We start from the raw sequence: 26,323 nt of genomic DNA on the forward strand, positions 1-26,323 counted from the left end.
CCGGACCCCGGGTTCAGCCGGAGACGAAGGCGGCCCGGTGGTCGGCCGCCCAGGTGGCGAACGTGCGGGGCGCGCGGCCCAGCACCCGCTCGACGTCACCGGTGAGCCGGGCGTTGCCGCCCCGCGCCACCGTCCGGGAGCCGTCGACCGCGATGTCCGCGAACCCGGGATCCACTCCGGCGGCGATCAGGCTCTCGCGGTAGACCTCCAGCGGCACCTCGACCGTCTCGACGGTCCGCCCGAGCGTCTCGCCCAGTACCTTCGCCATGTCCGGGACGCTGAGCAGTTCCGGCCCGGTCAGTGTGAGGACGGCCCGTACGTGCTCCTCGGATGTCAGCGCCGTCACCGCCACCTCGGCCACGTCCCGCGGGTCGACGACCCCCTGCCTGCCGTCGCCCATCGTGTTCGGCACCGGCTGCCCCCGCAGGACCTGGGGAGCCCAGCCCAGGGCGTTGGAGGCGAAGCTCGACGGCCGCAGGATCGTCCAGTCCAGCTCACCCGAGCGCAGCGCCCGCTCCCCGGCCAGATGCCAGTCTCCTACCGTGACACCTTCGCGTTCCTCTCCCGTGCCGATGGCCGAGACCTTCACCACCTTCCGCACCCCCTCGGCCCGCGCCGCCGCGACCATCGCCTCGTCGTGCCGGGCGACCCACGGGCCGGGGGCGCTGAGCAGGAACAACGCGTCGGCACCGCGCGCCGCCCCGGCCAGTGACGCCGGATCGTCGAAATCCCCCCGGACGACCTCCACCCCCGGCGACTCCTCGACCTTCGCCGGTTCCCGCGTCATCGCCAGGACGCGTTCTCCCCGGCCCGCCAGCAACCGGACCACCTCACCGCCGACCGTGCCCGTGGCACCCGTGACAAGAATCATGCGCCAACCCTGGCGCCCCGCCCACCAGCCCCTATAGGAGTTTTCGGCACGCCTGCCCGCCCTGCGGCCCGGCTAGCGTGAGGTGGTGAGCATCGAGGTCCCGATGGCCGTGCCGTACGGCCTGCGGTCGCTGGTCAGGGCGGTGAGCGCGCTGCGGGCGGGCGATTCCGTACGGGGAGGGCGGCTTCCGCTCGTGCACGTCCCCGAAACCGACACCTCCCTGGTCTTCCGGACGACCCCGGCGGGGCGCGGAGACCTGCTCGTGGTCGGCCCGCGTACCCGCGCCTCGTACCACGCGGGCAAGGACATCCCGTACGGCCTGCGGTTGCGGCTGCGTCCCGGTGCCGCCCGGCCGTTGCTCGGCGTCCCGGTGAGCGAGGTCGTGGACCGGGTGGTCGGCATCGGGGAACTGTGGGGCGCCTCCTCCGACCGGCTGCAGGAGGCGCTGACGGAGGCGGCCGGTGACGACGGCCTCGTGCTCGGGCATCTGGAGGCGGCGCTGTCCGCCAGGGCCCCGGAGGACGGGGCGCGGGGCGCGCTGGTCCGGGCCGCGGCCCGGGCGCTGCGCGGCCGCAGGGGTGGACGGCACGAACCGCTGCCCGTCATCGCCCGTCACCTCGCCGTCAGCGAACGGCACCTGCGCGACCTGTTCGCCGACGCGGTCGGCCTGTCACCCAAACACTTCGAACGCATCGAACGCCTCCGTGCGGTCCTCTCCCTGGCCTGTGCCGACGGTCCCCGCTGGGCCCGCCTGGCCGCGGCCACCGGTTACTACGACCAGTCCCACATGACGGCCGAGTTCCGTACGTTGATGGGCGTCACCCCGGCCGCCTTCTTCGAGGGCCGCCTCCCCGCCCTCCAGTCCTGCTGACCTCTCGACCCCGCCCGCGTTTCCTTATGCACCGCGTATATACCCCCGGTATATAGTCAGGCTCCATGACAGTCCCCCTGGCCCTCCTGGGCCTGCTGGATCGTGAGCCCAGCTACGGATACGACCTGAAACGCGCCTACGACACCTACTTCGGCAGGGGCAAGCCGTTGCCCTTCGGGCAGGTCTACTCGACGCTCGGCCGCCTGGCCAGGGACGGCAAGGTCACGGCCGGTCAGAGCGAGCCGGGCGACGGCCCCGACCGCAAGCGTTACGCGATCACCCCGCTCGGCAGCCAGGAGGTGGCGGTGTGGCTCGCCGAACCGGTGGCGGCCGAGCCGTTCCTGCAGACCGTCCTGTTCACGAAGGTCGTGCTGGCCCTGCTGCTCGGCCAGGACGCGCAGGGCTACCTCGACGCCCAGCGCGCCACGCACATGCGGCGCATGCGCGAACTGTCGGAGATCAAACGCGGTGACGCCCTCGTGGACACCCTGCTGGCCGACCACGCCCTGTTCCACCTTGAGGCCGACCTGCGCTGGATCGACGTGACCACGGCCCGGCTCGGCGCGCTGGCGGAAACGGTGCGCAACGCATGACCGCCGCCATCGACGCCGTTCCCGTTCCAGGCCCACTGCTCGAAGCCCGTTCCGTGGACCGTGCCCATGGCCGGACACCGGCGCTGCGCGCGGCGAGCCTGTCCGTGGCGGCGGGGGAGATCCTGGCGATCATGGGGCCGAGCGGTTCTGGAAAATCCACCCTTCTGCACTGCCTGGCGGGCATCCTCACCCCCGACACGGGAGAGGTCTGGTTCGACGGGCGGAGACTGGACCTCCTCAACGACGCCAGACGTTCCGAGCTGCGCCGTACGGCGTTCGGCTTCGTCTTCCAGTTCGGCCAGCTCGTGCCGGAGCTCACGGTGGCCGACAACGTCGCGCTGCCGCTGCTGCTCGGCGGAACCCGGCGCAAACAGGCCTACCGGCGGGCGGGGGAGGCGCTGCTGCGGCTGAAACTGGACGACCTGGGGGAGCGGCGCACCGGTGAACTGTCCGGAGGGCAGGCACAACGGGTGGCGATCGCCAGGGCCCTGGTGACGCGGCCCAAGGTGATCTTCGCGGACGAGCCGACCGGCGCGCTCGACTCCCTCTCCGGCGAGCAGGTCATGGAACTGCTCGTCGGCCTGGCCCGCGAGGAGGGCGTGACCGTGATCGTGGTCACCCACGACGCCCGGGTCGCCGCCTGCGCGGACCGGGAGGTCGTGGTGCGCGACGGCAAGGTCACCGACCCCTACGCGAGCGAGGCCGTCCGATGACGTTCCTGCTCGGCCTGCGGCTGTCGCTGCGCGGCGGCGGGCAGGCCGCCGTCAGGCTGGCGCTCGTCACCGTCGCCGTCGCGACGGGGGTGACGGTGCTGCTGGGCACGGTGGCGCTGTTCAACGCCTTCAGGACCACCGCGAACCGCCCGTGCTGGGAGTGCACGACCGGCTCCGCGCCAGGCGGCTGGGCGCTGGGCGCCACCCCGGGCGCCGTGCTGTGGAACCACCGCCGGGACGTCTACGCGGGCCGCCCGATCAAACGGCTCGACGTCGCCGTCCTCGACCGGGGAACGGCCACGCCGACCGTGCCCGGCCTCACCGCCCTGCCCGCAGCCGGGCGGTACCACCTCTCACCCGCGCTCGCCGAACTGGTCGACGCCGTCCCGCGCGAGCAGCTCGCCGACCGCTTCCCGGGCGCCCGCGCGGGCCTGATCGGGACGGCGGCGCTGTCCGGCCCCGACGACCTGGTCGTCGTCGTGGGCCGTACCCCGGCGGAACTGGCCGCCATGGCCGGAACCACGGCCGTCGACACCGTCGCCACCACCCCCGCCGACGACGAGACCACCGCCCTGTACGAGCACGGCTTCGGCATCGCCGCGGTCGGCCTGATCCTCCCGCTGCTCGTCCTCATCGGCACCGCCACCCGCCTGGCCGCGGCCCGTCGTGAGGCGCGTTTCGCGGCGATCAGGCTGGCGGGCGCCACCGCGCGGCAGATCAACGCGATCGCGTCGGCGGACGCGGCGCTCGGCGCGGCGGCGGGTGCGATCGCCGGCGTCCTTCTCTTCCAGGTGGTGCGGCCGGTCCTGGCGGGCGTCACGGTCACCGGTTCCCGTTTCTTCCCCGAAACGGTCGCGCCGACCGGGCCGCAGTACGCCGCCGTGCTCGTCGGTGTGCCGCTCGCCGCCGTCGGCGCCGCCCTGTGGTCGCTGCGCCGGGTGCGGATCACCCCGCTCGGTACGGCGCGCCGGGTGCGGGCCTCCGCCCCGGGATGGTGGCGGACGCTTCCGCTGCCGGCCGGGCTGGGGCTGTTCGCGGGCCCGGTGTTCGCCAAGGGCGGGGACCCGGACACGGTGCTCGTCGACGTGGGCCTGGCGCTGACCATGGTCGGCCTCGTGGTCGCCGGGCCGTGGCTGACGCTGCTGGCCGCGCGACCGACCGCCCGTGTCACCTCGGGAGCGGCGACACTGCTGGCCGCGCGACGACTGGCGGCCGACCCGAAGGGGGCCTTCCGGTCGGTGAACGGCATCGTGCTGGCCGTCTTCATCGGCACGGCCGTCGCCGGTGTCGTCCCCGCGGTCGTCTCCGGCCAGAAGGCGGCGGGAGGCGGCACGCTGAACGAGGTCATGCGGGCCTCCTTCGGGTACGGCGAGGCCGCCGACGGCCTGCCGCTGCCGCCGGACACGGCGGCCGGGCTGCTGGCCGGGATACGTGCCCAGTCCGGCGTCACCGTGCTGCCGGTCTACCGCAGGACCGACGCGCCGCCCGGACCGGACGGGCCGCCGCCGTGCGACCCGGGGCCCGGTTGCCGGCCCGACTTCCTGCTCGGGCACGTGGTCGGCTGCGACGCCCTGACCGCTTTCCCGGCGCTCGGCCGGTGCGCCCCCGGCGTCCGCGAGGTGAAGGCCGACTTCAACCGGCTGCTGACCGGCGACAACATGCTCGCCGTCGATCGTCACCTGCCGATCGTGGACACCGACAACCCCGACACCTTCGCCGCCTCCGCGGGCCTTCCCCTGGCGGCGGTACTGGTCCGCGTGGAGGACCCGGCCGTCCGTGAACGAGTCCGCACGCTGCTCACCCCGTACGTCGCCGCCTCCGGCAGTACCGAGACGCCGCAGACGTTCGCCGAGGTCGCCCAGGCCCGCGCGGTGCTGCTGGAACAGGCGGAACGCGCCGCGCTGGCCGTCGTCTCGCTGACCCTGCTGGTGGCGGGATGCGGTCTGCTGGTCTCGGTCGCGGGAGGGGTGGTCGAGCGCAGGCAGCCGTTCACCCTGCTGCGGCTGGGCGGCACGCCGACACGGACCCTGTCCAGGGTGGTGCTGCTGGAGACGGCGGCCCCCGTGGTACTGGCCGCCCTGGTGGCCGCCGCCGCGGGCCTCGGTGTGGCCAAGCCGTTGATCGACCGGCTGGCGATCAGGAACGTGTCGGTGGCGCTGCCGGGCCCCGCCTACTTCCTGACCGTCGGCGGCGGTCTGCTGGCCGCCCTGCTGGTGATCCTCGCCGGTCTGCCACTGCTCAAGCGTGTGACCGCGCCCGACAACGCCCACTTCGAACAGGACCCCCGATGATCATCACACGTGTCCGGCGGCTGGCCGTACCGCTCCTGGCAGCGCTGACCGGTGCGCTTCTCGTGGCGGTGCCCGCGCCGGTGCGGGCGGAGGAGGGCCGCTACTCCGCCGACATCAGGCGTACCGAGTACGGCATCCCGCACATCCAGGCGAAGGACCACGGCGGTCTCGGCTACGGCTACGGCTACGCCTTCGCGCAGGACAACCTGTGCGTCATGGCCTTGTGGGTGCTCACCCTGCGCGGCGAACGCTCGCGGTACTTCGGCGCGGAGGCGATGTCCGACGACCCGATCGACCCGGTCTCCAACCTGGCCAGCGACGTGTACTACAAGGGGATCCAGGCGTCGGGCACGTTACGCCGGATACTCGCCCGGCCCGCGCCGCACGGCCCCGGAGCCGAGCTGCGCGCCCTCGTGGACGGTTACGTCGCCGGGTTCAACCGGTACCTGGGCGAGACGGGTGTGGACCGGCTGCCCGACCCCACCTGCCGGGGCAAGGAATGGGTCGGGCCCATCACGGCCACAGATGTCTGGACGAACCTGCTCGACCTCGCCCGGCTGGGCGGCGGCTCCTCGTTCAAGGAGGCCATCGCCGCCTCGGGACGGACGTCGGAGCAGGGAGAGGACCGGCCGGTCAGGAGAGGGCCGTCCGCCCCCGGCAGCAACGCCTACGCCATCGGGCGCGAGGCCACCCGCGACGGCGCCGGCATGCTGCTGGGCGACCCCCACTTCCCGTGGAACGGCAGCCGCCGTTTCTACCAGGTCCACCTGACCATCCCGGGCGTGCTCGACGTGTCGGGCGGCAGCCTGTACGGCACGCCCATGGTCCAGATCGGCCACAACGCCACCGTGGCCTGGACGCACACCGTCTCCCACGCCCAGCGGTTCACGCTGTACCGGCTCGAACTGGCTCCGGGCCTGCGCACCTCCTACCTGGTCGACGGGCGGCCGGAGCCGATGGGCAGGCAGGAGGTGTCGGTCACCGTCCGGGACGCCCGGGGCGGGACCCGCGCCGTCACCACCACCCTGTACACCTCCAGGTACGGCCCGGTGCTGGCCACCGGCTGGACCGGGAAGGAAGCGCTCGCCCTGGCCGACGTCAACGCCGCCAACCTGCGCTTCGCCGACGAGTGGCTGGCCATGGGCGCCGCCCGCGACCTCACCGAACTGCGCCGGGCACAGGACACCTACCAGGGCATGCCCTTCGTCTACACGCTCGCCGCCGACTCCAGGGGCGAGACGTACCTCGCCGACGCCTCGGTCGTGCCGCACGTCACCGACGAACAGGCCGAACGCTGTCGCGCCGGGGACGACCTCGAGGCGCTCGTCCTGGACGGCTCCACATCGGCGTGTCTGTGGGGCCGGGACGCGGACGCGATCGAACCGGGCGTCTTCGGCCCCGCCGCCCAGCCCAGGCTGACCCGCGCCGACTACGTGACCAACGCCAACGCCAGCCCCTGGCTGACCAATCCGAAGGCCCCGCTCACCGGCTATCCGCGCGTCTACGGTGACGTCCGTACCGAACGGGACCTGCGCACCCGGGTCGGCCTCGACATGGTCGCCCAGCGGCTTTCCGGCGGCGACGGGCTCGGCGCCCCCGGCTTCACGCTGGAGACCCTGCAGCGGACGGCCGTCGGCAAGCGCAACCTGAGCGCCGAACTGCTCCGCCCGGACCTGCGCGCGCTGTGCCGGGTCAGGCCGGTGATGACCGCGAGCGACGGTGGGAAGGTCGACGTCCGCCGGGCCTGCGCCACGCTGGCGGCCTGGGACGGACGGGCCCGCCTCGACAGCCGTGGTGCCATCCTGTGGCGTGAGTTCCTGCAGAACCTGAACCGCCCGCACAGACGGTCAGAGGCGGCTGACCCACGGAAGAGCTGGTGGAAGGTGCCGTTCGACCCCGCGCACCCGCTCACCACGCCACGCGGACTCGACGTCGCCGACCCGCTGGTGGCGACCGCGCTGGCCGACGCCGTACGGTTCTTCACCGCCAACGACATCCCGCTGACGCTCACGCCGGGTCAGGCCCAGCGCTACGGCGCCGTCCCGGTGCCGGGCTGTACGGAGGGGGAGGGGTGCTTCGACCGGATTCGCACCGGCGGCCCGCTGGGTGAGCAAGGGCGTTACCCGGACGTGAACACCGGCTCCAGCTTCCTGATCGCCGTGGAGCTGACGCCGGCCGGGCCGCGCACCCGTACCGTGCTGACGTACTCGCTGTCGGCCAACCCGGCCTCGCCGCACCACACCGACCAGACCGAGCTGTTCTCCCGCGGCCTGTGGGTGACGGAACGGTTCACCGAGGCCGAGATCAGGGCGTGTCCGGAGCTGACGACGACGTCGTTGCGGTAGGTCCCAGGTCCCTGACGAACACGATCCCGTCGTTGTCCGCCAGATGGGCCGGATCCAGGGGGAAATAACCGAAATATGGGGACACACGGGGGGTGAGCCGTGTGTCCCCGAGGGCGGAGACCAGGTCATGGGCGCCGACGACGGACCGCTCTTCGGAGAGCCCGTACAGCAGGCCCTCGACGGTCTCCGGAGGAGGGGTGCCCACCCCCCGGTGCCGGAGCGTGCCGAGAGCCGTCGCGAGGAAGGCGTACTCCTCTCCCAGGCGCGCGCTCACGAGGGCGCCCGCGCTCCACCACTCCAGGTTCAGGGCACCCAGCCGCATCGTGCTCCGCTCCCGCTGGAGATGACGGTTGTGGGCGTGGACCAGTACCGGCCCCCGTTCGGCGAGAGCGAGGAGGTTGGCGGCCATCATCGCGTCGCGCAGGCCGATCAGCCTCGTCATCCGGCCCGGCGAGGTGTCGGCCATCCAGGAGTGGTAGAGCAGCAGGCCGGTCGCGGTGCGCCCGTACAGACGAGCCCGCTCCCACTCCTCCCGCGATGACGTCGCGATCAGGTCCGGCGTCTGCGCGTCGAGCAGCGCGACCAGGTCGTCGGCGAGCAGTCGCAGCCGTACGGCCTCCTCGGACCGTCCGACCGAGTGGGACGGGTCCATCATCGCGGCGGGGTCGGTCCACCGTTCGTCGGCGCCGAGCAACCGGTCGAGTGTCTCCCCGGTGCAGGCGAGCAGGCCAGCGTCCACCCGGGCCGCGAGGTAGGTGTGGAGCGCGGTGAGGGCGGGCCGGGGGCTCGCGGCGCCACTGATCTCCAGCGGGCCGTCGAACCCGGCGAAACGCAGTCGTTCGGCGGCGGGCCTGTCTTCGTTGTGGGCGCGCATCCGGCGCACGAGTTCGCGGTTGGCCGGGGACGCGCCGAAGCCGTGGCTGAATCCGCGTTCCATGACCTCGTCGAGAGTGCCCGCTCCCCCGGTGACGTAGTCGTCGACGACCAGCCCCGCCAGGCAGTCGCTCTCGATCGCGATCGTCCGGTAACCCTCCTGTTCGACGAGCCGCTCGAAGAGGTCGTTGCGCAGATCGAGCAGGACATCCTCGCCGTGGGTCGGCTCCCCGAGGGCGAGCAGCCGTGGCGGGGAGGGGAACAGCCCCATGACGGACTCCACGGGACGCACGACGCCCCTGACATCAGCAACCATGCCTTAAACGGTATCGTTGATCACTCTGTTGAGACTTTCCACGACAATGGCAGGGTCTCTGAAGGGAAACCCTCAAAGCAGGCTCAAGGCCCCTTCCCTGCGCGGGGCGTGGCCCGGCCGGTACCCGACCGGTCGCCTCATCACGGAGTTCAGGACCCCGCAGCCCCTCTGGTGGGAAAAGCTGAAGGCCGTCAGCGCGTCCACGCTGCTGGTCGGCGGCGGGCCGAGCAGCCACGTCTCGCCGGACGCGCTGGCCAGGGTGTGCGAGATCGTCGGAGACTGCCGCCTGGTGACCGTCGAGGACGCCGGGCACCGCGTGCACAGCCTCAAACCGGAGGAGTTCTGGTCGGTCACGGCTCCCTTCCTCCTGACGGACAACCCGGGGGACGGCCAGGCGGACGGCCTGGAGGAAGGCGGCATGACAGACGGCTGACAGCGCACTGAGTGCGGTCTGTGCGCGGAGGGGCCGAGGGTGGGGACGTCCATCCTCGAAAGGAACAGTCCGATGCCCCGTAATCTCCTCCCGCACGACCGTGCCGTACGGCGCCGCCGCCCGCGCGTGGCCGCCGCGCTCGCGCTGGCGGCGAGCCTGGTCGCGAACTCCGTGGCCCTGGCGTCCCCGGCCGCCGCGACCCAGAGCAGCGCCTCCCAGACCGGTGACGAGGCGCGAAGCGCCCAGCTGAGGCGGCTGGCACGCGAACTGGTCGCCGCCGGAGCGCCCGGCGTGATCGCACGGATCGACGACGGCGACGGCCGACCGGTCGAGATCGCCGAACAGGCCTCCTGGACGAGGAGGGACCACCTGCTCAAGGCGGGGGACGAGGTCCGGATGGGGTCCAACACCAAGACCATGATGGCCACACTCGTGCTGCAGCTGGTCGCCGAGGGCAGGGTCGCCCTGTCCGACCCGGTGGAGAAGTGGCTGCCGGGCAGGGTGCCCAACGGCAGGACGATCACGCTGCGCATGCTGCTGAACCACACCGCCGGCCTGTTCGACTACACCGAGGACCCCGCGCTCCGGCCGTCGATCCTCGGCAGGGACCGGCGGCGATGGACCCCGGAGAAGCTGCTAGCCGTGGGCGTGAAGCACGACCCGCTGTTCGCGCCCGGCACGAAATGGTCATACAGCAACACCAACTACGCCGCGATCGGCGCCGTTCTCGAACGGGTCACCGGGACGAGCCTGGCGAACCTTGTCCGGGACCGGATCGCCCGGCCGCTCGGCCTCAGGCACACCTACTACGCCACGGACTCCACCTGGCGCGGGCCGTACGCCCGCGGCTACGAACCGGACGCCGCCCACATGCCGCCGACGGTGCCCGCCGGGCTCAGGAACTTCGCCGGGACCCGTCACGACGGGCACGTGGACGTCTCGGGCAACGACCCCGGGTGGGGAGGACCGGCCGGGGCGATGGTCTCGACCGCACAGGACTGGGCCCGCTTCTCCACCGCGCTGATGTCCGGCAAGCTGCTGCCCGCCGCCCAGCTCGCGCAGCTGCGCGCCACCGTGCCGGTCGACCCCCGGGAACCGGACGGTGCCGGCTACGGGCTCGGCGTCCAGACCAGCGCCACCCCGTGCGGCACGTTCTGGGGCCACGACGGCGGCATCCCCGGCTACCTCACCACCAACGTCACCGACCGCGCCGGTGGCCGTACGGCGACCCTCATCGTCCTGGCGGAGTCCTGGGCCGAGTACGAGAGCGACCCGAAGCTCGCCAAGGCGGCCCAGGCGTTCCAGCTCGCGGCGATCTGCGCCATGTTCGGCAAAGCCGCCCCGGCTCACACCGGCTGACCCGCACGGCCGACCCCGGCGGAGGTGACGACCGAGGACACCAGCCGCTCGGCCTCGGCGCGTGACGTCGCCGCGCCCACGGCGTAGGCGGCCGTGAACCCGGCGGCTCCCAGGACGGCGGTGACCCGCCGCTCGACCGTCCGCGCGTCCGCGTCACCGGGATCGTCCCGCCCCCGCAGTACGGCGGCGGCCCCGAGCAGCCGTCCGGCCCGCTCCGCCCGGTTCCGGCACAGCTCGATCGCGGCGGTCGCGACCGCGATCGAGGCCGCGACCGGCGTGTGCCAGGCCAGCGTCAGGCGCACCGCCGGGTGGTCGAGCCGGCGCGCCGCCTCGTCGGGCGCCCCCTCCGCGACGTCCACCTGGGCGAGCACGGCCAGCAGCAACGCGGTCAGGTGCGGGGTCGCCCGGCCGGGCGGAGCCTCGGTCAGACCGGCCTCGGCGTGTTCGCGGGCGGCCCCCGGCCGTCCGGCCTGCCACTCCAGCCGTGCCAGGCCGAGACACACCTGGGCCTGTGACTCCGCGGACCCGGCCCGGCCCGCCTGGGCGAGCAGGTCCGTCAGCAGCCGTCGCCCGCCGTCCGCGTCACCGGTCTGGGCCAGACGCAGCGCGGTGGCGACCTCACTCTCCATCGTGTGCTCGGGCATGCCGAGCTCCCGGAAGTGCCGGGTGGCCCGCTCGGCCAGCACGGGCGAGGCCGGTTCGCCGGCCCGCTGCGCCGCCGAGTTCAGGGTGCTCATCGTGGTCGCCAGCCCCCACCGCTCGCCGAGCTCCTCGAAACCGGTCAGCGCGTGCGACAACAGATGTCTCGCCTCCACGGCCCGCCCGGTGTTCATGGCCAGCACGCCCCGGACCAGCAGGGTCAGCGACCGGCTCCACGGATCGGTCTCCTCGTCGGGGGAGCCGGGGATGTCCGGTGCGCCCGCGCCTATGGCGAGCACCAGCCGGGCCATCCTCAGGACGGGGTGGGTGCCGGAGGCCTCTTCGAGTGCCTTCCCGATCCGGTCGAAGGCCTCCTTCGCCTCCTCCGGCTCGCCGACGGCCTCGACGGTGGCCAGTGCGTGCGCGACGACCACCAGCGCGCGGGCCTGCGGCTCCGCCGGACCACGAACCTGGAGCACCCGGTCGAGCAGGTCGAGTGACTCCGGTGGATGGTCCCGAAGGAACCAGAACCAGCACAGCGCGACGCCGAACCGGACCGACAGACCGGCGTCGCCCGACTCGGCCGCCCAGCGGATCGCGGCCGACAGGTTGTCCCGCTCCGCGGACAGCCGTACCAGCCAGCGAAGCTGCTCTGAGGTGCGCAGATGTAGGTCGGCGGACTCGGCCGTCCGCAGGAGGAAGGCGACGTGCCGCCCCCGTACGGCCTCCACCTCGCCCCGCTCCGCCAGACGCGCCAGGCCGTACTCCCTGATGGTCTCCAGCACGCGGTAGCGCGGCTCGACCGGGTCGGCGGACTCCACCGGGTGCAGCAGGGACTTGTCGACCAGCGCCGCCAGCGACTCCCGCACCTCACCCAGCCCGCCGACGGCCTCCGCCGCGTCCTCGGCGAAGGTGCCGGGCACGACCGACAACCGTTCCAGCAGCGTCCGCTCGTCGGAGCCGAGCAGGTCCCAGCTCCAGGCCACCGCCGCGCCAAGCGTCCTGTGCCGTGGCAACGCCGTACGGCTGCCGCCGGTGAGCAGCCGGAAGCGGTCGTCCAGCCGCGCCGCGACCGCCTCGACCGGCAGGGCGCGCAACCGCGCCGCGGCCAGTTCGATCGCCAGCGGAAGGCCGTCCAGACGGCGGCAGATCTCGGTCACCGCGGTCAGCGCGCCACCCTCGGGGGCGAAGTCCGGCCGGACCGCGGCGGCCCGGTCGTGGAACAGGCGGACCGCCGCGCAGGCACGGGCCCGCTCGGGGCTCGCCCCAGGTTCGGGGAGTTCCAGCGGGAGCACCGGATGCAGGGTCTCACCGTCGATCCGCAGGGGTTGCCTGCCGGTGGCCAGCACCCGCAGGCCCGGACAGCGGGCGAGCAGGGTCCCGGCGAGCGTCGCGACGGCCTCGATCACGTGCTCGCAGTTGTCCAGCACCAGCACCAGGTCGTCGTCCGCGAGCGTCTCGGCCAGATGGTCCGGGACGTCCTCCCGGGTGACGGGCCGGGACGGCACACCCTCCCGGCGGCTCCGCAGCAGGTCGAGCACCACGCGGGGCACGTCGTCCGCGGCGACCGGGGCCAGCGGGACGAACCACACCCCGCCGGGCGGCGAGAGCCGTCGGCCGACGGCGTTGGCCAGCCGGGTCTTCCCCGCTCCGCCGGGGCCGACCAGGGTGACCAGCCGGACGCGGCCGAGCAACCCGACCACCCGGCGGACGTCCTCGTCGCGGCCGACGAAGCTGGTGAGCGGGACGTCCAGGTTTCCGTGCGATCGGCGGGGGCCGGGAGACGTGCCGCGCAGCACCGCCAGGTGGGCCTGCTGAAGGTGCGGTCCCGGATCACCGCCGAAACCGTCCGCGAGCAGGTCACGGATCCGCTGGTAGGCGGCAAGGGCCTCGGCGCCCCGGCCGTTCAGCGCCAGGGCCCGGATCAGCTGGGCGTGCAGCCGTTCCCGCAACGGGTGCGCGGCGGTCAGCGACTCAAGCTCGGCGACAAGGCCGGGCTCCGCGCCCAGCGCGAGGTCGGCCTCGATCCGGTCCTCCAGGGCGGACAGCCTGGCCCGTTCGAACCGCTCCGCCTCGGCGTCGGCGAACGGCGCCTCACGCACGTCCACCAGAGCGGGACCGCGCCACAGTTCCAGGGCCTCGCGCAGGGTCGCGGCGGCCTCGGCGGGCCGGGACCGCGCGTACGAGTCGCGCCCCTCGCGGGCCAGCCGTTCGAACCGGACGGCGTCGACCGCCTCCGGCTCGACGGCCAGCCGATATCCGGCGGGCCCCAGGGTGAGCAGCCCGGGGTCGCCCAGGACACGGCGCAGCCGGGAGACCAGCGACTGCAGCGCACGCTGGGGGTCCTCCGGCGCCTCCGCACCCCACGGTTCGCCCCACAGCGCCTCGGTCAGGGTCGCGGGCCGTACGGCACGCCCGGCGTCCAGCGCCAGCCGGGCCAGCAACGCCCGAAGCCGCGCGCCTCCCACCTGCGCGGGACCGGAGGGGGTGTCCAGCACCAGGGGGCCGAGGACACCGACGCGCACCCGTTCACTCGCCATGACCAGCAGTCTGCCAAACCGGCACATCACGACCGACCCCTGAGGCGTACGCCGATGACGGTAAACCGGACCGTGCGTCGGCGATGCCCGCGCAGGTCGTCGTCGTACGGCTCCGCGTCGGGTCCCTCGGCGAAGACGCCGGTCGGCCTCCCGCTCCTCCGCCAGGCTCCGGCGAACAACCGCCTGCCGTCGGGTGCCCGACGGGAACGGTCCCCTTCGAGGGCTCCCGGGGCCGGTGACCGTTTGCGAACGCCGCCCGTTTGTTTACCGGTCACCACAATTAACACGAGGAAATGAAGGGCATAAGGAAAACCGCACCGGCGGAGCCGGTAAGCAATTGACACGGAGCCGGACGCCCGGATTGTCCCGGGACGGGTTCCGGTCGTCGTAACGAGAAAGGATGATATTCATGGAAGAAACAGCGGAAAAGCCGCGGAAGAAACTCTCACTGGACCGGGAGACGGTGCGCAACCTCAATGACCCCATCCTGAGCACGCAGGGATGGAGTCTGTGGACGTGCGACGACGCCGGCTCCGAGCATGAGATTCAGGGCGAGCGGGTCAAGTAGACGAAAACGGTGGGTCGGCGTTGAATCTGAAACCGGTTCCACGTGTCTCACGTGGTGACTTCCGGCCGGCACGCCTCGCCGGCCTTCCTCAGGTGGTCGTGGACAATGTCTCCGGATGGCGGGCCGTCAAGAGCTGGAACAGCGCCTACCTCAAGTCCGTGGCAGGCCACCGCGAGGTCGCCGTGCGAGAGACGAACGGCCCACCCAGCAATATTTTCCAGAATCTGGCCCGCGGCGGGCGTACGTCTTTCGGTGATTATCTGGACTGGGTGGTGGAAACCGCGCACGACCTACGGCCTGTCACCGAAAGACACGCCGACGTCGGCGCCATCACCAAGGCGGTCGCCGCCAGCGGCTTCGAGGACTCCTATTACCTCGACGCGAAGCTGAGCCAGTTGTCAGAGAGGCTCGCCGCCGACGCGCCGGCCCCGGACTGGTTCCGCGCCTCCCCTGTGGACACCAATCTGTGGTGCGGCGTCCTGGGCACCTCCTCCGGACTGCACTGCGATGTGACTCCCAACTGCAACGTCCAGGTGATCGGCCGCAAGCATTTCGTTCTGTTCCCGCCCTCGCAGTCCCGGCTGGTGTACCGCATTCCCCGGATCACCCACTGCCGCTTCGACCCCAACGTTCCGGACTTCGACAGGTTCCCGCTCGCACGGCGGGCGTCTGGCTGGCAGTGCACTCTGCGGCCGGGGGAGTCGCTCTACATCCCGGTCGGCTGGTATCACCAGGTGACGGTGGTGACGCCGTGGGCGCTGAACGTCAACTTCTTCTGGCCGCGTCCGTTTCCGCAGGGCGTCATGACGCCGTCGCTGTGGCGGTTCCTGCTCCGGCGGGGGTCGGCCCGGGTGAGGCGGCTGCTGCGGGGATGACGGGTGCAGAGGAGGAGCCGGCCTGGCGGCCTGCGGAGTTCTTCGTGCTCCGCACACCGTACCTTCCGCTGGACGCGTTGTTCGCGCTGGGCGGTGACGGCCTGGTGGAGACGGATTTCTCGCATGAGCGTGCGACGGCGGAGCACGCGCGTGCCCTCGACCGGCTGCGGGCGCTGTGCCTGCGGCCCGATGTGCGCGAGGCCCTGTGGGTGGCCTCACCGTCGCTGGAGGGGCGGCTGGACGGCTGGGCGCGTGACCCGCGGGGCGGGCTCAGGATCGGCCATGGTCTTCTTCGGTATGTCGCGCGCATGGCGGGGCGCCCGACGCCGTTCGGGCTTTTCGCCGGGTGCTCGCTCGGGACGGTCGGTGAGGAGACCCGGCTGCGCCTCGCGAGCCGGGAGGCCTACCGCCGCCACACGAGTTTGGACGCCCGATATCTCGCTGCCCTGGCGGAGTCCCTGCAGCGGGATCCGGCCCTGCGGCCGCGGCTCAGGTATCTGCCGAACTCCAGCGTCTACCGGGCGGCCGGGCGTCTGAGGTACACCGAGACGCGCCCTGCCGGCGCCGGGACGTCGTACCATCTGGTGGCCGTCGAACCGACGGCCCACCTGGAGGCCGTGCTTGAGCGGGCCGCGGGCGGGGCCCTGCCCGGAGAGCTGGCCTGCGCCGTCGGCGCCGTCGACCCCGAGGTCGGCCGGGACGAGGCGCTCGACTTCGTGGACCGGCTGATCGACGCACAGCTCCTGGTCTGCGAACTCGGCCCCACGGTGAGCGGGCCCGAGCCGGTCGACGACCTCCTTGACCGGCTGGACCGGGCGGGCGGAGAGCGCGCCCGGCCGGTCGTCTCGGCCCTGCGCCGGGCCCGGACCATGCTCGCGGGTTTGGACGAGTCGCCGCCGGGGGCCGATCCGGAGCGTTACCGCGAAGTCGCCGCGGCGCTTCCGGCCCTGGCCGAGGTCCCGGTCTCCTTCCACGTCGATCTCACGAAGCCCGCCGGGACGACACTGGGACGAGACGTGCTCGCGGAGATCGAACGCGGGGTGCGTCTGTTGCGCCGCGTCGGCGCGGGGCGGCGCGGCGACCCTCTGGCCCGCTTCCGTGAGGCGTTCCTCAACCGGTACGACCGGCGCGAGGTGCCGCTGTGCGAGGCCTTGGACGACGAGATCGGTGTCGGATTCCCCGCTGACGGCCCGTTCGGGGCGGCACCGGCTCCGCTGCTGGACGATCTGGCGTTCCCGGCTCCTCCACGGGCCGAGGACACTCGGCTCAGCAGGCGGGACGCGCTTGTCACGCGCTGGCTGACCGAAGCCGCGTGCGCGGGCGTGGCGGAGCTGTCGCTGGGCGAGGCCGAGGTGCGGGCCCTTGAGGAGGCGGGCGAGGCAGCCTCGCCGCCGGACTCCTTCGGGGTCGTCGCCACGATCATCGCGGCCGACGAGGACGAGGTGGCCGCGGGACGCTACCGCATCATGTTGTCCGCGGTGGGCGGTCTGTCCGGAACCACGCTGATGGGCCGGTTCTGCCGGCGTGACGACCGGTTGCTCCGCCATCTGCAGCGGCACCTACGGGCCGAAGAGGCGCTGCGACCGGAGGCGGTCTACGCGGAGATCGTGCATCCCGTGCCGGGCAAGGTGGGCAACGTCCTGGTCCGGCCGCGCCTTCGCGAGTACGAGATCGTCTACCTCGGCCGACCGGCCGCGCCGGAGCGGCGAATGCCCCTCGACGACCTCACGGTCTCCGTCACCGGCGAGCGGGTGGTGCTTCGCTCGCGTTCGCTCGGCCGCGAGGTTCTGCCCCGGCTCACGGTCGCGCACCGCTTCGACGGAGCCGGCAGCCCGGCCTTGTATCGTTTCCTGTGCCACCTGCAGCGCCAGGGGAGGGCGGGCGGGCTGTCCTTCTCGTTCGGAGGCCTGGACGACGCGCCCTATCTGCCGAGGGTCACCGCCGGCCGGCTGGTGCTGTCCCGGGCCCGCTGGCGTCTGTCGGACGCGCAACTGGCGTCCCTGGAGGGCCCGACGGCCGCCGCCCGCTTCGCCGCGGTTCAGGATCTGCGACGCCTGCTTCGCCTGCCGCGATGGGTCGCGGTCGTGGACGCGGATCGGAGACTGCCCATCGACCTGGACAACCCCCTCTTCGCCGACATGGCCGTCCACCTGTTCCGCGAGCACCGGCCGGTGCGGCTTGAGGAAGTGTTCTTCGGGCCGGACGAGGTGCCCGCGACGGGGCCGGAGGGTCGTTTCGCGCACGAGATCATCGTGCCGTTCCTGCGCACGAGCGCTCCCGAGCCCACTGCCGGTACCCCGGCGCGCCAGGAGAGGCCGCTCACCCGAAGTTTCCCGCCCGGATCGCCCTGGCTCTACGCCAAGCTGTACAGCGGCCCGGTCGGTGCCGACACCATACTCCAGCAGGTCGTGCGGCCCCTGGTACGCGCGGCGGTGTCCGACGCCTCAGTCGATCGCTGGTTCTTCGTCCGGTACGCCGATCCCGACCCGCATCTGCGGCTGCGGCTGCACGGAGATCCCGGCCGCCTGATGAACGAGGTGCTGCCCGCGCTGCTCGCCGCCTGCGCGCCGTTCCACGCCGAGGGCACCCTCTGGCGGATCCAACTGGACACCTACGAACGCGAGGTCGAACGCTACGGCGGAGCCGACGGGATCGTTCTGGCCGAGCGGCTGTTCCACGCCGACAGCGACGCCGCGCTCAAGGTGATCGGGGAGACTCCCCGCGACATGGACGCACGCTGGCGGCTGGCGCTGGTCGGTCTCGACCGGCTGCTCGACGATCTGGGCCTGGACCTGGCCGGGCGGCTCTCCGTCAGTACGGCGGCACGTGATCGTTTCCGCCGCGAATTCGGTGCCGACACCGCCTTCGCCCACCGGCTCGGCGCCCGCTACCGGCGGGAGCGGACGCGACTGGAGTCGCTCCTGGCCGCACCGGACCATCTGTACCGGGCACGCTCCGAGGCGTTGCGCCCCATCGCCGGCGACCTGGCGGCGCGCGCGGGGGCCGGCCGGCTCACCCGTCATGCGACCGCCCTCGTCGGCAGCTTCCTGCACATGCACGCGAACCGGATGCTGCCCGCCGCCGCGCGCGCCCAGGAGCTTGTCCTCTACGACTTCCTCAGCCGCTGGTACCGCTCGCGCGTGGCCCGGACTCTCATCGAGGCCGCGACAGAAGCACCGCGTCGTGCCACCGGCTGGTCTCATCGAATCCAGCGGTGACGAACATGTCGGCGTACCGCGGGTTGAGGTACATGACGTAGAAGTCCCGGGGAGCCTCGGCGAGCGATTCGAGAATGCGCTCCACGACCGCGCGCATGGTCTCGGCACCGAACGGATGGAAGAAGTAGGCGACGGTCACGGACGTCGGGACGGCGAAGGACCCGGCGTCCGCGCACGTGACGCTCAACGCGCAGGGACGGCGGCGGCCGAACCTGGCGATGTTCGCGTTCGCGATCGCGCACAGCTCCGGCGACGCTTCCACCCCGATCGCCGCGGCGAAACCGTGTCTCGCGGCGAGCATGAGCACCCGTCCTTTTCCCGCCCCGAAATCCACGAACACCCGCCCGTCGGTGGTCAACGGGGTGTTTCGCAGCATCTCCGCGAAGAGCAGCGGATTGGTGCCCTCGTGCGCGGTCGCGCAGCCGGGCGGCTCCAGAGAGGTGTCGGTCCCGTGCCGGACGTCGAACAGAAGCTCATGCGAGACCAGCCGCATCGTCCGGACGACACCGTATCTCCGTCGCGCGGCGGGAAACGAACGCGTGATGAGCCGGAACTGCCCGGCGAGCCGACCCAGCATCGCGCGCCCAGCCCTCCCGCCGCGACCGTGAACGTCACCTCATCCTGTCAGGGGCGTCGAGCCGAGTCCCGGGGAAACGCCGAGACGCCGCCCACGGCCTGGCGGCCCGTTCCTGCCCTGCGCACGTGTGGCGGGAGGCAGCCGCGAGTCGGTCGGACTTCGGTCCGATTCCCTGTAGTAAGGTCCGACCTTGCCGGACACTCGCAGCCATGAGACGACTACTCACTGTATTGGACGCTGTGTTCCGCGCGTATGGACAGCCCCGGCGCCCATCGACGGTCACCGCTGCCCGGCCGCCTTCAGGAAGGGCGTTCCCCGTGAACCTCAGCAACTCCGTCGGTGCCCACCGGCCGCGTGTCCGGCGCACCGCGGTCACCGCGTGCCTTATGTCGGCCGTCCTGACCGCCACGGTCTTCGCCCCCGCCTCGTCCGCGTTTCCGGTCACCGGACCGGCAGTACTTTCCGCGCAGGTCGAACCACAGCAAGAGGTGCCTGAACTCGATGCCCCGGGCGCCGCCGAACCCGTGACGTATCCGCCGGACCATCGCGCCCGCCCCACATCGGGCACCTTCGTCTTCACCGCCCCTCCGCACACCCGCATCACGCGCCTGGAGATGAACTGCCGCCCCCGGCCCTGCGCGGAGGCGATCGCCACCGATGGCTCCACCGCCACCGCCCGCACGGGCCCCGGGCGCTGGCGCTGGAACGTGCCGGTACGGGTCTGGCTTCAGGCCGCCGCCAACGCCCCCATGCAGCGGGCCCGTTACAGCGGAAACCTGAGCGTCGACGGTGAGCGGCAACCACTCGACGTGGTCATCACCGAGGGGAAGCAGGGTCTGTTCGGCGTCGTCCGTGAGGACGCCCCCAACAACAGCGGTGCGCTGGTGTCCGACGTGGTGCCGGGCAGCCCTGCCGACAAGGCCGGGATCCGGCCCGGTGACGTCATCGTCTCCTTCAACGGCAGGGTCATCACCAATGCCAGGGAGCAGAGTGCCGCCCGTGTCGGAGTGTTGCGCGCGGGAGCCGTCGTCCCCGTCACCTACCGCAGGCCCGACGGCGGCGTCGGAACCGCCGAAGTCACCCTGGTCGACACCCTTTGAAATTCTTCGAGGTGGATGCCCGGTTCCCCGAGGCCGCCAAGATGGAAAGCCCGTGGGCGGAGGCGAACAAGCTTCTGAGGGTGCGGAAGCTTACAACCGGCTGAAATCCTGTTCGGCCTCCGAGGTCGCCTCGATGATCGAGAGCGTGTCGCGGCGGTACACCGACACGCACGGCGCCTTGATCGTCGGGTTCGCCTTCGCGTACATGCTGGACTTCAAGCTGAGGCCGAGGCTGAAGAACATCGGCTCGGCGAAGCCGTACCGGCCGACGGCCGGCAAGGACAAGAACTGGCCCCACCTGGCGCCGACGCTGTCCACCAAGACGATCGACTGGCAGCAGTACGACCAGATCGTGAAGGACGCCACCGCCCTGCACGCTGGGCATCGCCGAGGCCGAGCGGGTCTCGCGCCGCCCCACCCGCGGCGTACCGGATGGTCAGCACGTCGGCGATCTGTGCCGGAGACCACTTCCGTGTCAATTCTGTCCGTGTTGCTGCGGGGGATGCGCGGGCCCGGACAACCGCCGGCCTCCGCTCAGCTCTTCCGGTCGCTCAGGACGCAGAACTCGTTGCCCTCCGGGTCGAGGAGGGTCACCCAGTGCTGCTCCTCCTGCCCGTTGTTGGCGCGCCGGGCACCGAGCGAGAGCAGCCGGGCGACCTCGGCCTCCTGGTCGTCAGGGCGGAAGTCGGGGTGGAGCCGGTTCTTCGACGTCTTGCCCTCGGGGACGGGCACGAAGAGCAGCCCCGGCATCCGGTCCGGCTCAGGCCGGATCTCGATGATCTCCTCGGATTCGTCGACCACCACCCAGCCGAGAGCCTCTGCCCACCAGCGCCCGAGAGCGACGGGGTCGGCGGAGTCGACGATGATCTGTTCCCATTCCAGTGCCATGGGCCTGAGCATAGACAGGACCGGCGGCCGTCCCTCCGTGAAGGAGCGGGCCGACTCGTGTACTCCTGTGAGAACCAGGTGGAGCACGAGCCGTCCGGAGACTCGGCAACCGCGGCGTCCGACCGTTCCGGTTATGGCCTCCGAGGATCTGGGACGGCCGTGTCGCGGGGTCTTGGGAAGACACGGACGAATCTTCGTCAGCTCCCGGAGAAGGTGCCTCTCCACTTCCAGCCTGGTTTCGGGCCGACATGGACACGTCAGCACCTGGAGGCCCGCGTAGCGGACTGATGACGTCAGGTCGCGACGCCTATGGAGCCGGTTCCGGGGGAGTGGCGGGGGCGCGGAGTTCCGCTGTCACCGCGCGTTCCCTGAGCTGGGCGGCCTCCAGGCGCAGAGCCTCCATCTGCTCCCGCAGATCGGAAAGCCTCACCTGCTCCATGGCCAGTTGCATGAGCGCCCTGTCCCGCTCCGCCTGTGCCTCGGCGATCCGCGCGGCGGCGCGTTCCTCCGCCTCCGCGACCTTCGCCATGGCCCGTTCCTCCGCCTCGGTGACCTGGCGCGCCGCTCGTTTGTCCGCCTGGGCCGACTGCCGGTCGGCGCGGGCCGCCTGCGCCCGGGCCTCGGCGGCTTCGGCCAGCGCCTGTGCCCGGCCCTGAGCCTCGGCGTCCGCCCGGGCCTGGGCCCTGTCCCGTTCGGCTTCGGCCGCTCTGGCCTGGGCCTCGGAGGCGACGGCGGCCCGCTCGGCCTCCGCCCTCGCCCGCTGCGCGGCCTTCGCCGCCCGTTCGGCCTGGTCACGCTCGGCGCGGGCCTGTTCCGCCTGCTCTCGTTCCTGTACGGCCAGCGCCTGGGCCTGCTCGGCGGCGGTCTCGGCCGTCTCGATCCGCTCGGCCGTCTCCCTCAACGTGGCGTCCCTGGCCGCCTCGGCGTGGTCGGCCCGTCGTCTGGCCTCCTGTTCGGCGTGCTTGGCGAGCCGTTCGGTGGCCGCTGCCTCGTGCAGGGCGGCCAGCGCCTGTTCCCTGGCGGTCTCGGCGTCGGCCAGGGCGATGTCCCGTTCGGCGTTCGCCTCCTCGACCTGGCGGGCCATGGTGTCCCGCTCCCGGCGGGCGTGTCCGGTGGCCTCGCGGGCCAGCCGTACCTGCTCGAAGGCCTGTTCCCGCTCGGTGCGCGCGATCGCCACCCGGGTGTGGGCCTCGGCCTGCACCGCGCTCAGTTTCGCCTCGACCCCGGCGGGACTCAGCTCGTCGGCCAGGATCTGCGCCAGCGGCGCGATCGCCGCCGCCATGCCCTTCTCCATCCGCTCGTAGAACTCCTCCGCGCGGGCGAGCGCGCCCTCAAGGCCGGGGGTCGCGCGTTTCAGCTCCCGTTCGCGCTTGGCCGCCGCCTGGCAGTCACCCTGCGGGCAGTAGGCCTTGGGCCGTCCTCTTCCCTGGCGCTGCTCGATCGGCATCCCACAGTGCTTGCACGGCGTCACCGCGCCGGCTCTCTCGCTCACCCCTCCAGGCTAGCATTTTCTGTTTTCCAGAAATTCAAAATCAATAATCACGCTTCGTTGCGTTGACGGTACAGATCGACTACTACCGGGAATGACAATTCCCGCAAGTAGGCGGATCGGAGGTCTTCTGCGACGTGGATTGTCCGTTTGTGCGAATCCGCACGAGGTGTCAGTGCGCAGCTCAGAGGCCTTTTTGAAGGCTCGGTGGCCGCCTGGCGCCCTCACCGCACCGCTGCGTCCCAGAGGACGGATGAGAAAGCGTCACGGAGCCTGAGGCCCTGCAGGACTGTGGGGCCTCGCGGATCGTGACCAACGGCGCCTCGGTGACCCGCGACGTCTCATTGATGGCCAGCCCCCTGGGAGTGCTTCCGGCTCAGAGACGTGACACGTTCCTCAACTCACAAACGAATGGCCATGCCCCGACCTTCGATGTCTCGCCGACAGCCAGACCGTGCTCGTGGCCAATGAGAATTGGCCACGAGCGGTGAAGCCCTATAGGACGGGTCACAGGCCGACGTTGCGCATGGCGTTGTCGCGCCGGCGGTCGACGGCACGGATGTAGCGCAGCACGGCCGGGGTGGCCGGAGCCCAGCGGCCGCGCTTGGCGATGAGGCCCGGCGCTCGGGTTGGTGTCACCAGGCGCAAAGTGGAGTGTCCGAGCTGGTCAGAGGGCTCGGACGGCGGGTGGCCGCCGGGGTGGTTACGGCTGTGAGCAACCGGGGCGGGGCAGCGGCCGGATCATAGCGTTCAGGAGTCCTAGGGTGCTGACCTGGTCGGATGTGATTCGGAAGATCCGGCAGAGCTACGTTCTGTCTGGTAAGACCTCACGCTGAGCTACTTTGCCCCTGGTGACACCGACCCAGGCCCCGAGCCTTGTCGAGGTCCCGGAGCTTCGTCGTGCTCAGCGTGTGGCAGCGGGCTCCGGGAGCCGTCGCGACATGTTCATCTCCTCGACGGTGGCGACCAACGGGGCCAGCTCGGGGTTCTTGGTGGCCTCGTCCAGCGCCTCCCGGAGGGCGGCCTCGTTGGTCGGCCTGGCCGCTTCCAGGAGTTCCAGGCCGGACCCGGTCACGTCGGTGTAGATGCCGCGGCGGTCGGTCGCGCAGAGGTAGCGCGAGAGCAGGCCGCGGTCCTCCAGCCGGGTGACGAGGCGGGTGGTGGCGCTCTGGCTAAGCACGACCGCGTCGGCGACCTGCTTCATCTGCAGGTGCCCGCCCTCACCGTCGTGCTGGCGGCTGAGCACGTCGAGCAGCGAGTACTCGCGCACGCTCAGGTCGTGCTTGGCCTGAAGGGCACGCTCGATGTGCGCCTCGATCCGGCCGGCCAGGAGGTAGAGAGCGGCCCAGCCGTTGGCGAGGGCGGTGAGCGCGGGGTCCGTGGCGGTCATGGGTGCGACTCTCCTTCCATGGTGCATGCCCTCCAAGATAAACCCTTGCACGCAATACCGGCTAACACGTGTATCCCGCTCATGCAAGTATCACCCTCATCGCGCCCGGACGCGCGTTCCGTCGCCGCCGTCGCCCACCATCGTTGACGAACAAATACCCGCATTTGCACTTAGCCCGCGTATGCAATTATTGTCTAAGCGTGTAAGGCGCAACAGCAATCGTATGGAGGGCGGCACACCATGCCTCTCGCGCTCCTAGCCCTGGCCATCGGGGCCTTCGGGATCGGTACGACCGAGTTCGTGGTCATGGGCCTGCTGCCCGAGATCGCCGACGACTACGGGGTGTCCATCCCCTCCGCCGGACTCCTGGTCACCGGTTACGCGATCGGCGTCGTCATCGGCGCCCCGCTGATGACGGCGCTCGGCACCCGGATCGGCCGCAAGACGATGCTCATGATCCTCATGGGCCTGTTCGTGGTGGGGAACCTGCTCTCCGCCGTGGCACCGATCATGGGCGTGATGCTCGCCGGCCGCATTGTGGCCTCCCTCGCCCATGGCGCGTTCTTCGGCATCGGCTCGGTGGTCGCCGCCGACCTCGTGGCCCCGGACAAGAAGGCCGGCGCCATCGCCACGATGTTCACCGGCCTCACCGTCGCCAACATCGCCGGCGTTCCGCTGGGCACCTTCATCGGCCAGGCCGTCGGCTGGCGCGTCACCTTCGCCGTCGTCGCCGCGCTCGGCGTGGTCGGACTGTTCGGCATCGCCAAGCTCGTCCCCGCTCTGCCCCGCCCCGAGGGCGCCCACCTGCGCCGCGAGCTCACGGCGTTCCGCAACCCCCAGGTCCTGCTCGCCATGGCAATGACCGTCCTCGGCTTCGGCGGTGTCTTCGCGGCGATCACCTACATCGCCCCGATGATGACCCACGTCGCCGGGTACTCCGACGGCGCGGTGACCTGGCTGCTGGTCCTGTTCGGCGTCGGGATGTTCCTCGGCAACCTGCTCGGCGGCAGATTCGCCGACCGCAAGCTGATGCCGATGCTCTACGCCTCCCTCGGCGGACTCGCCGTCGTCCTGGCCCTGTTCACCCTCACCGCACACAACAAGATCCTCGCCGCGGTCTCCATCCTGCTCGTCGGGGGGCTCGGCTTCGCCACCGTCCCACCGCTGCAGAAGCGCGTGCTCGACCAGGCGCACGGCGCGCCCACCCTGGCCTCCGCCGTCAACATCGGCGCCTTCAACCTCGGCAACGCCCTCGCCGCGTGGCTCGGCGGCCAGGTCATCGCCGCCGGCCTCGGCTACACCGCCCCAAACTGGGTCGGCGCGCTGCTCGCCGGGTCCGCCCTCCTGCTGGCCGTCTGGTCCGCCGTCCTGGAGCACCGCGTCCCCGTGCGGGAGGGCGCCGTCACCGCCGCTCCCGTTCCCGCTCACCACTGACCGTCCTCCTCCCCGTTCCTTCCGGCCCAGGACTCCCGAAGCTGCGACGAGCCGCAAAGCAGGCGGATCAGTCCAGCTCAGCGCGGGTTTTCATTACCGCCCGCCGGGGCCGGGTTTCGGCGGCCCGTCCCGGGTCGGCATGGGGGACCGGATTGGCGGGGCGCTCGGAGTCAGAGCCGTGACCTGGGACGATGTGGTTCCGCTGACCGGACAGAGTCGTAGTCCTGTCCGGTCAGCCTCCTCCTTTGCCCCTGGCCGTAGCTTCGGGAGTCCTGGGCCGAATACGGCGGAAACAGGTCACTCCGGGACGCTGACCGGACAGAACCTGCGTTCTGTCCGGTTCCTGAAACGGCGTCTGACCAGCTCAGCGGGGTGAGGCCGCAGCGGGAACCAATCCGGCCCCACACCGGGCACCGCCATCCACAGCCGAAACCCGGTGTACGCTCCCACCGCCTGACCTGCGGTCTCCGGCGGACGCAGCCCGTTTCCGCCGTATTCCGGGACCGTCGCGTATCGCATCAGATGCGAATTGGCGACCCCTCGCGCCCGACGGCTCGGACTCGACGAAGAGGCTGCTGTGCGCGCCGTTTCGGCCGACTGCACTCTACCTATCCGAGCGCGGTTTGAGACAGGCGAGAAGGTAGGGATCCATACGCTGACCTGGGGCGCTATACAGCCTTCGCATTGGATGCGAACGACGGAGAGTGACGGTGTCCAGGACGAACGACCGGCTTCCAGGTACCGCTCGGCTGCAGCTGGCCGATGGGGTGACGTTACTGCACCCCCCCGGGAGCAGGTGTTCGAAGTGATGGTGGACGGCTGGCACAATCAGCAGCTGGCCAGGAATCTCGCCCTCTCGATGACTGGGAACCGAATACGTGGGAAAGGGGCCATGACCCGATCTTGGTAGTGCTTCCCCGCAGGTCGACGCCGGCTTCTG

The 26,323-nt window shown here is 71.6% G+C and carries 20 protein-coding genes and 1 pseudogene; 13 read left to right on the forward strand and 8 right to left on the reverse strand.

The features are described from left to right. Positions 1-13 precede the first annotated feature (13 nt). Positions 14-871: an SDR family oxidoreductase gene (locus ABZ463_RS23710; RefSeq protein WP_362778990.1), complete on the reverse strand. Its 858-nt coding sequence runs from the start codon at positions 869-871 to the stop codon at positions 14-16. 85 nt (positions 872-956) lie between these two features. On the opposite strand from ABZ463_RS23710, the gene ABZ463_RS23715 reads away from it, so the two are divergent. The 5 genes from ABZ463_RS23715 (at position 957) to ABZ463_RS23735 (ending at position 7,684) form a co-directional block, all read left to right on the forward strand. Then, on the forward strand, positions 957-1,742 hold the full coding sequence (locus ABZ463_RS23715; RefSeq protein ID WP_362778992.1) for a helix-turn-helix domain-containing protein: 786 nt from the start codon (positions 957-959) through the stop codon (positions 1,740-1,742). 65 nt (positions 1,743-1,807) lie between these two features. Continuing rightward, positions 1,808-2,335 carry a PadR family transcriptional regulator gene (locus tag ABZ463_RS23720; protein ID WP_352013441.1) on the forward strand — a complete coding sequence of 176 codons (528 nt, stop codon included), beginning with the start codon at positions 1,808-1,810 and terminating at the stop codon, positions 2,333-2,335. After that, entirely contained in the window at positions 2,332-3,048 is a 717-nt protein-coding gene (locus tag ABZ463_RS23725) for an ABC transporter ATP-binding protein (RefSeq protein ID WP_362778995.1), read from the forward strand. Before ABZ463_RS23720 ends, ABZ463_RS23725 begins: the two co-directional genes overlap by 4 nt. After that, positions 3,045-5,339 (forward strand): FtsX-like permease family protein, encoded by a 2,295-nt coding sequence (locus ABZ463_RS23730; RefSeq protein WP_362778998.1) that lies wholly within the window; start codon positions 3,045-3,047, stop codon positions 5,337-5,339. Before ABZ463_RS23725 ends, ABZ463_RS23730 begins: the two co-directional genes overlap by 4 nt. Further along, positions 5,336-7,684 (forward strand): penicillin acylase family protein, encoded by a 2,349-nt coding sequence (locus ABZ463_RS23735; protein ID WP_362779000.1) that lies wholly within the window; start codon positions 5,336-5,338, stop codon positions 7,682-7,684. The genes ABZ463_RS23730 and ABZ463_RS23735 overlap by 4 nt, the downstream gene beginning before the upstream one ends. Here ABZ463_RS23735 and ABZ463_RS23740 read toward each other — a convergent pair. Then, on the reverse strand, positions 7,644-8,873 hold the full coding sequence (locus ABZ463_RS23740; RefSeq protein ID WP_362779003.1) for an erythromycin esterase family protein: 1,230 nt from the start codon (positions 8,871-8,873) through the stop codon (positions 7,644-7,646). The two genes, ABZ463_RS23735 and ABZ463_RS23740, sit on opposite strands and share 41 nt — an antisense overlap. 46 nt (positions 8,874-8,919) lie before the next feature. Here ABZ463_RS23740 and ABZ463_RS23745 point away from each other — a divergent pair, with 46 nt between their 5' ends. Together ABZ463_RS23745 and ABZ463_RS23750 are read left to right on the forward strand one after the other, a co-directional pair. Beyond that, positions 8,920-9,306: an alpha/beta hydrolase gene (locus tag ABZ463_RS23745; protein WP_362779006.1), complete on the forward strand. Its 387-nt coding sequence runs from the start codon at positions 8,920-8,922 to the stop codon at positions 9,304-9,306. Between the two features lie 72 nt (positions 9,307-9,378). Continuing rightward, entirely contained in the window at positions 9,379-10,665 is a 1,287-nt protein-coding gene (locus ABZ463_RS23750) for a serine hydrolase domain-containing protein (RefSeq protein WP_362779009.1), read from the forward strand. On the opposite strand, the gene ABZ463_RS23755 is transcribed toward ABZ463_RS23750, so the two are convergent. Then, on the reverse strand, positions 10,653-13,844 hold the full coding sequence (locus ABZ463_RS23755) for a BTAD domain-containing putative transcriptional regulator (protein WP_362779012.1): 3,192 nt from the start codon (positions 13,842-13,844) through the stop codon (positions 10,653-10,655). The genes ABZ463_RS23750 and ABZ463_RS23755 overlap by 13 nt on opposite strands. A gap of 409 nt (positions 13,845-14,253) precedes the next feature. Here ABZ463_RS23755 and ABZ463_RS23760 point away from each other — a divergent pair, with 409 nt between their 5' ends. The 3 genes from ABZ463_RS23760 (at position 14,254) to ABZ463_RS23770 (ending at position 18,505) form a co-directional block, all read left to right on the forward strand. After that, entirely contained in the window at positions 14,254-14,412 is a 159-nt protein-coding gene (locus tag ABZ463_RS23760) for a hypothetical protein (RefSeq protein WP_352013449.1), read from the forward strand. 92 nt (positions 14,413-14,504) lie between these two features. Further along, complete coding sequence (locus tag ABZ463_RS23765) at positions 14,505-15,287, forward strand: cupin-like domain-containing protein (RefSeq protein ID WP_362779017.1); 783 nt, start codon at positions 14,505-14,507, stop codon at positions 15,285-15,287. Then, complete coding sequence (locus ABZ463_RS23770; protein WP_362779019.1) at positions 15,284-18,505, forward strand: lantibiotic dehydratase; 3,222 nt, start codon at positions 15,284-15,286, stop codon at positions 18,503-18,505. Before ABZ463_RS23765 ends, ABZ463_RS23770 begins: the two co-directional genes overlap by 4 nt. Here ABZ463_RS23770 and ABZ463_RS23775 read toward each other — a convergent pair. Then, on the reverse strand, positions 18,441-18,998 hold the full coding sequence (locus tag ABZ463_RS23775; RefSeq protein WP_362779021.1) for a class I SAM-dependent methyltransferase: 558 nt from the start codon (positions 18,996-18,998) through the stop codon (positions 18,441-18,443). The genes ABZ463_RS23770 and ABZ463_RS23775 overlap by 65 nt on opposite strands. Before the next feature lie 572 nt (positions 18,999-19,570). Here ABZ463_RS23775 and ABZ463_RS23780 point away from each other — a divergent pair. After that, positions 19,571-20,182, forward strand: a complete 612-nt coding sequence (locus ABZ463_RS23780) for a PDZ domain-containing protein (protein ID WP_362779024.1) — start codon at positions 19,571-19,573, stop codon at positions 20,180-20,182. Between the two features lie 133 nt (positions 20,183-20,315). Beyond that, positions 20,316-20,507: pseudogene (locus ABZ463_RS23785) on the forward strand (Tn3 family transposase); the annotation flags it as partial. A 209-nt stretch (positions 20,508-20,716) separates the two neighbouring features. On the opposite strand, the gene ABZ463_RS23790 reads toward ABZ463_RS23785, so the two are convergent. The 4 genes from ABZ463_RS23790 to ABZ463_RS23805 all read right to left on the reverse strand — a co-directional run bounded on the left by ABZ463_RS23790 (position 20,717) and on the right by ABZ463_RS23805 (position 23,949). Further along, positions 20,717-21,070, reverse strand: coding sequence for a VOC family protein (locus ABZ463_RS23790; RefSeq protein WP_362779027.1), 354 nt, complete (start codon positions 21,068-21,070; stop codon positions 20,717-20,719). 307 nt (positions 21,071-21,377) lie between these two features. Then, complete coding sequence (locus ABZ463_RS23795; RefSeq protein WP_362779029.1) at positions 21,378-22,562, reverse strand: hypothetical protein; 1,185 nt, start codon at positions 22,560-22,562, stop codon at positions 21,378-21,380. A 504-nt stretch (positions 22,563-23,066) separates the two neighbouring features. Continuing rightward, entirely contained in the window at positions 23,067-23,198 is a 132-nt protein-coding gene (locus ABZ463_RS23800) for a hypothetical protein (RefSeq protein ID WP_362779032.1), read from the reverse strand. Positions 23,199-23,463: 265 nt separating this feature from the next. Next, positions 23,464-23,949, reverse strand: a complete 486-nt coding sequence (locus ABZ463_RS23805) for a MarR family transcriptional regulator (RefSeq protein ID WP_362779034.1) — start codon at positions 23,947-23,949, stop codon at positions 23,464-23,466. Positions 23,950-24,189: 240 nt separating this feature from the next. On the opposite strand from ABZ463_RS23805, the gene ABZ463_RS23810 reads away from it, so the two are divergent. Then, a complete protein-coding gene (locus ABZ463_RS23810) occupies positions 24,190-25,383 on the forward strand; it encodes an MFS transporter (RefSeq protein WP_362779037.1) in 1,194 nt (397 codons plus the stop codon). The last annotated feature ends 940 nt before the right edge of the window (positions 25,384-26,323 follow it).

The organism is Streptosporangium sp. NPDC020145 (assembly GCF_040631275.1).
Lineage (GTDB): Bacteria > Actinomycetota > Actinomycetes > Streptosporangiales > Streptosporangiaceae > Streptosporangium.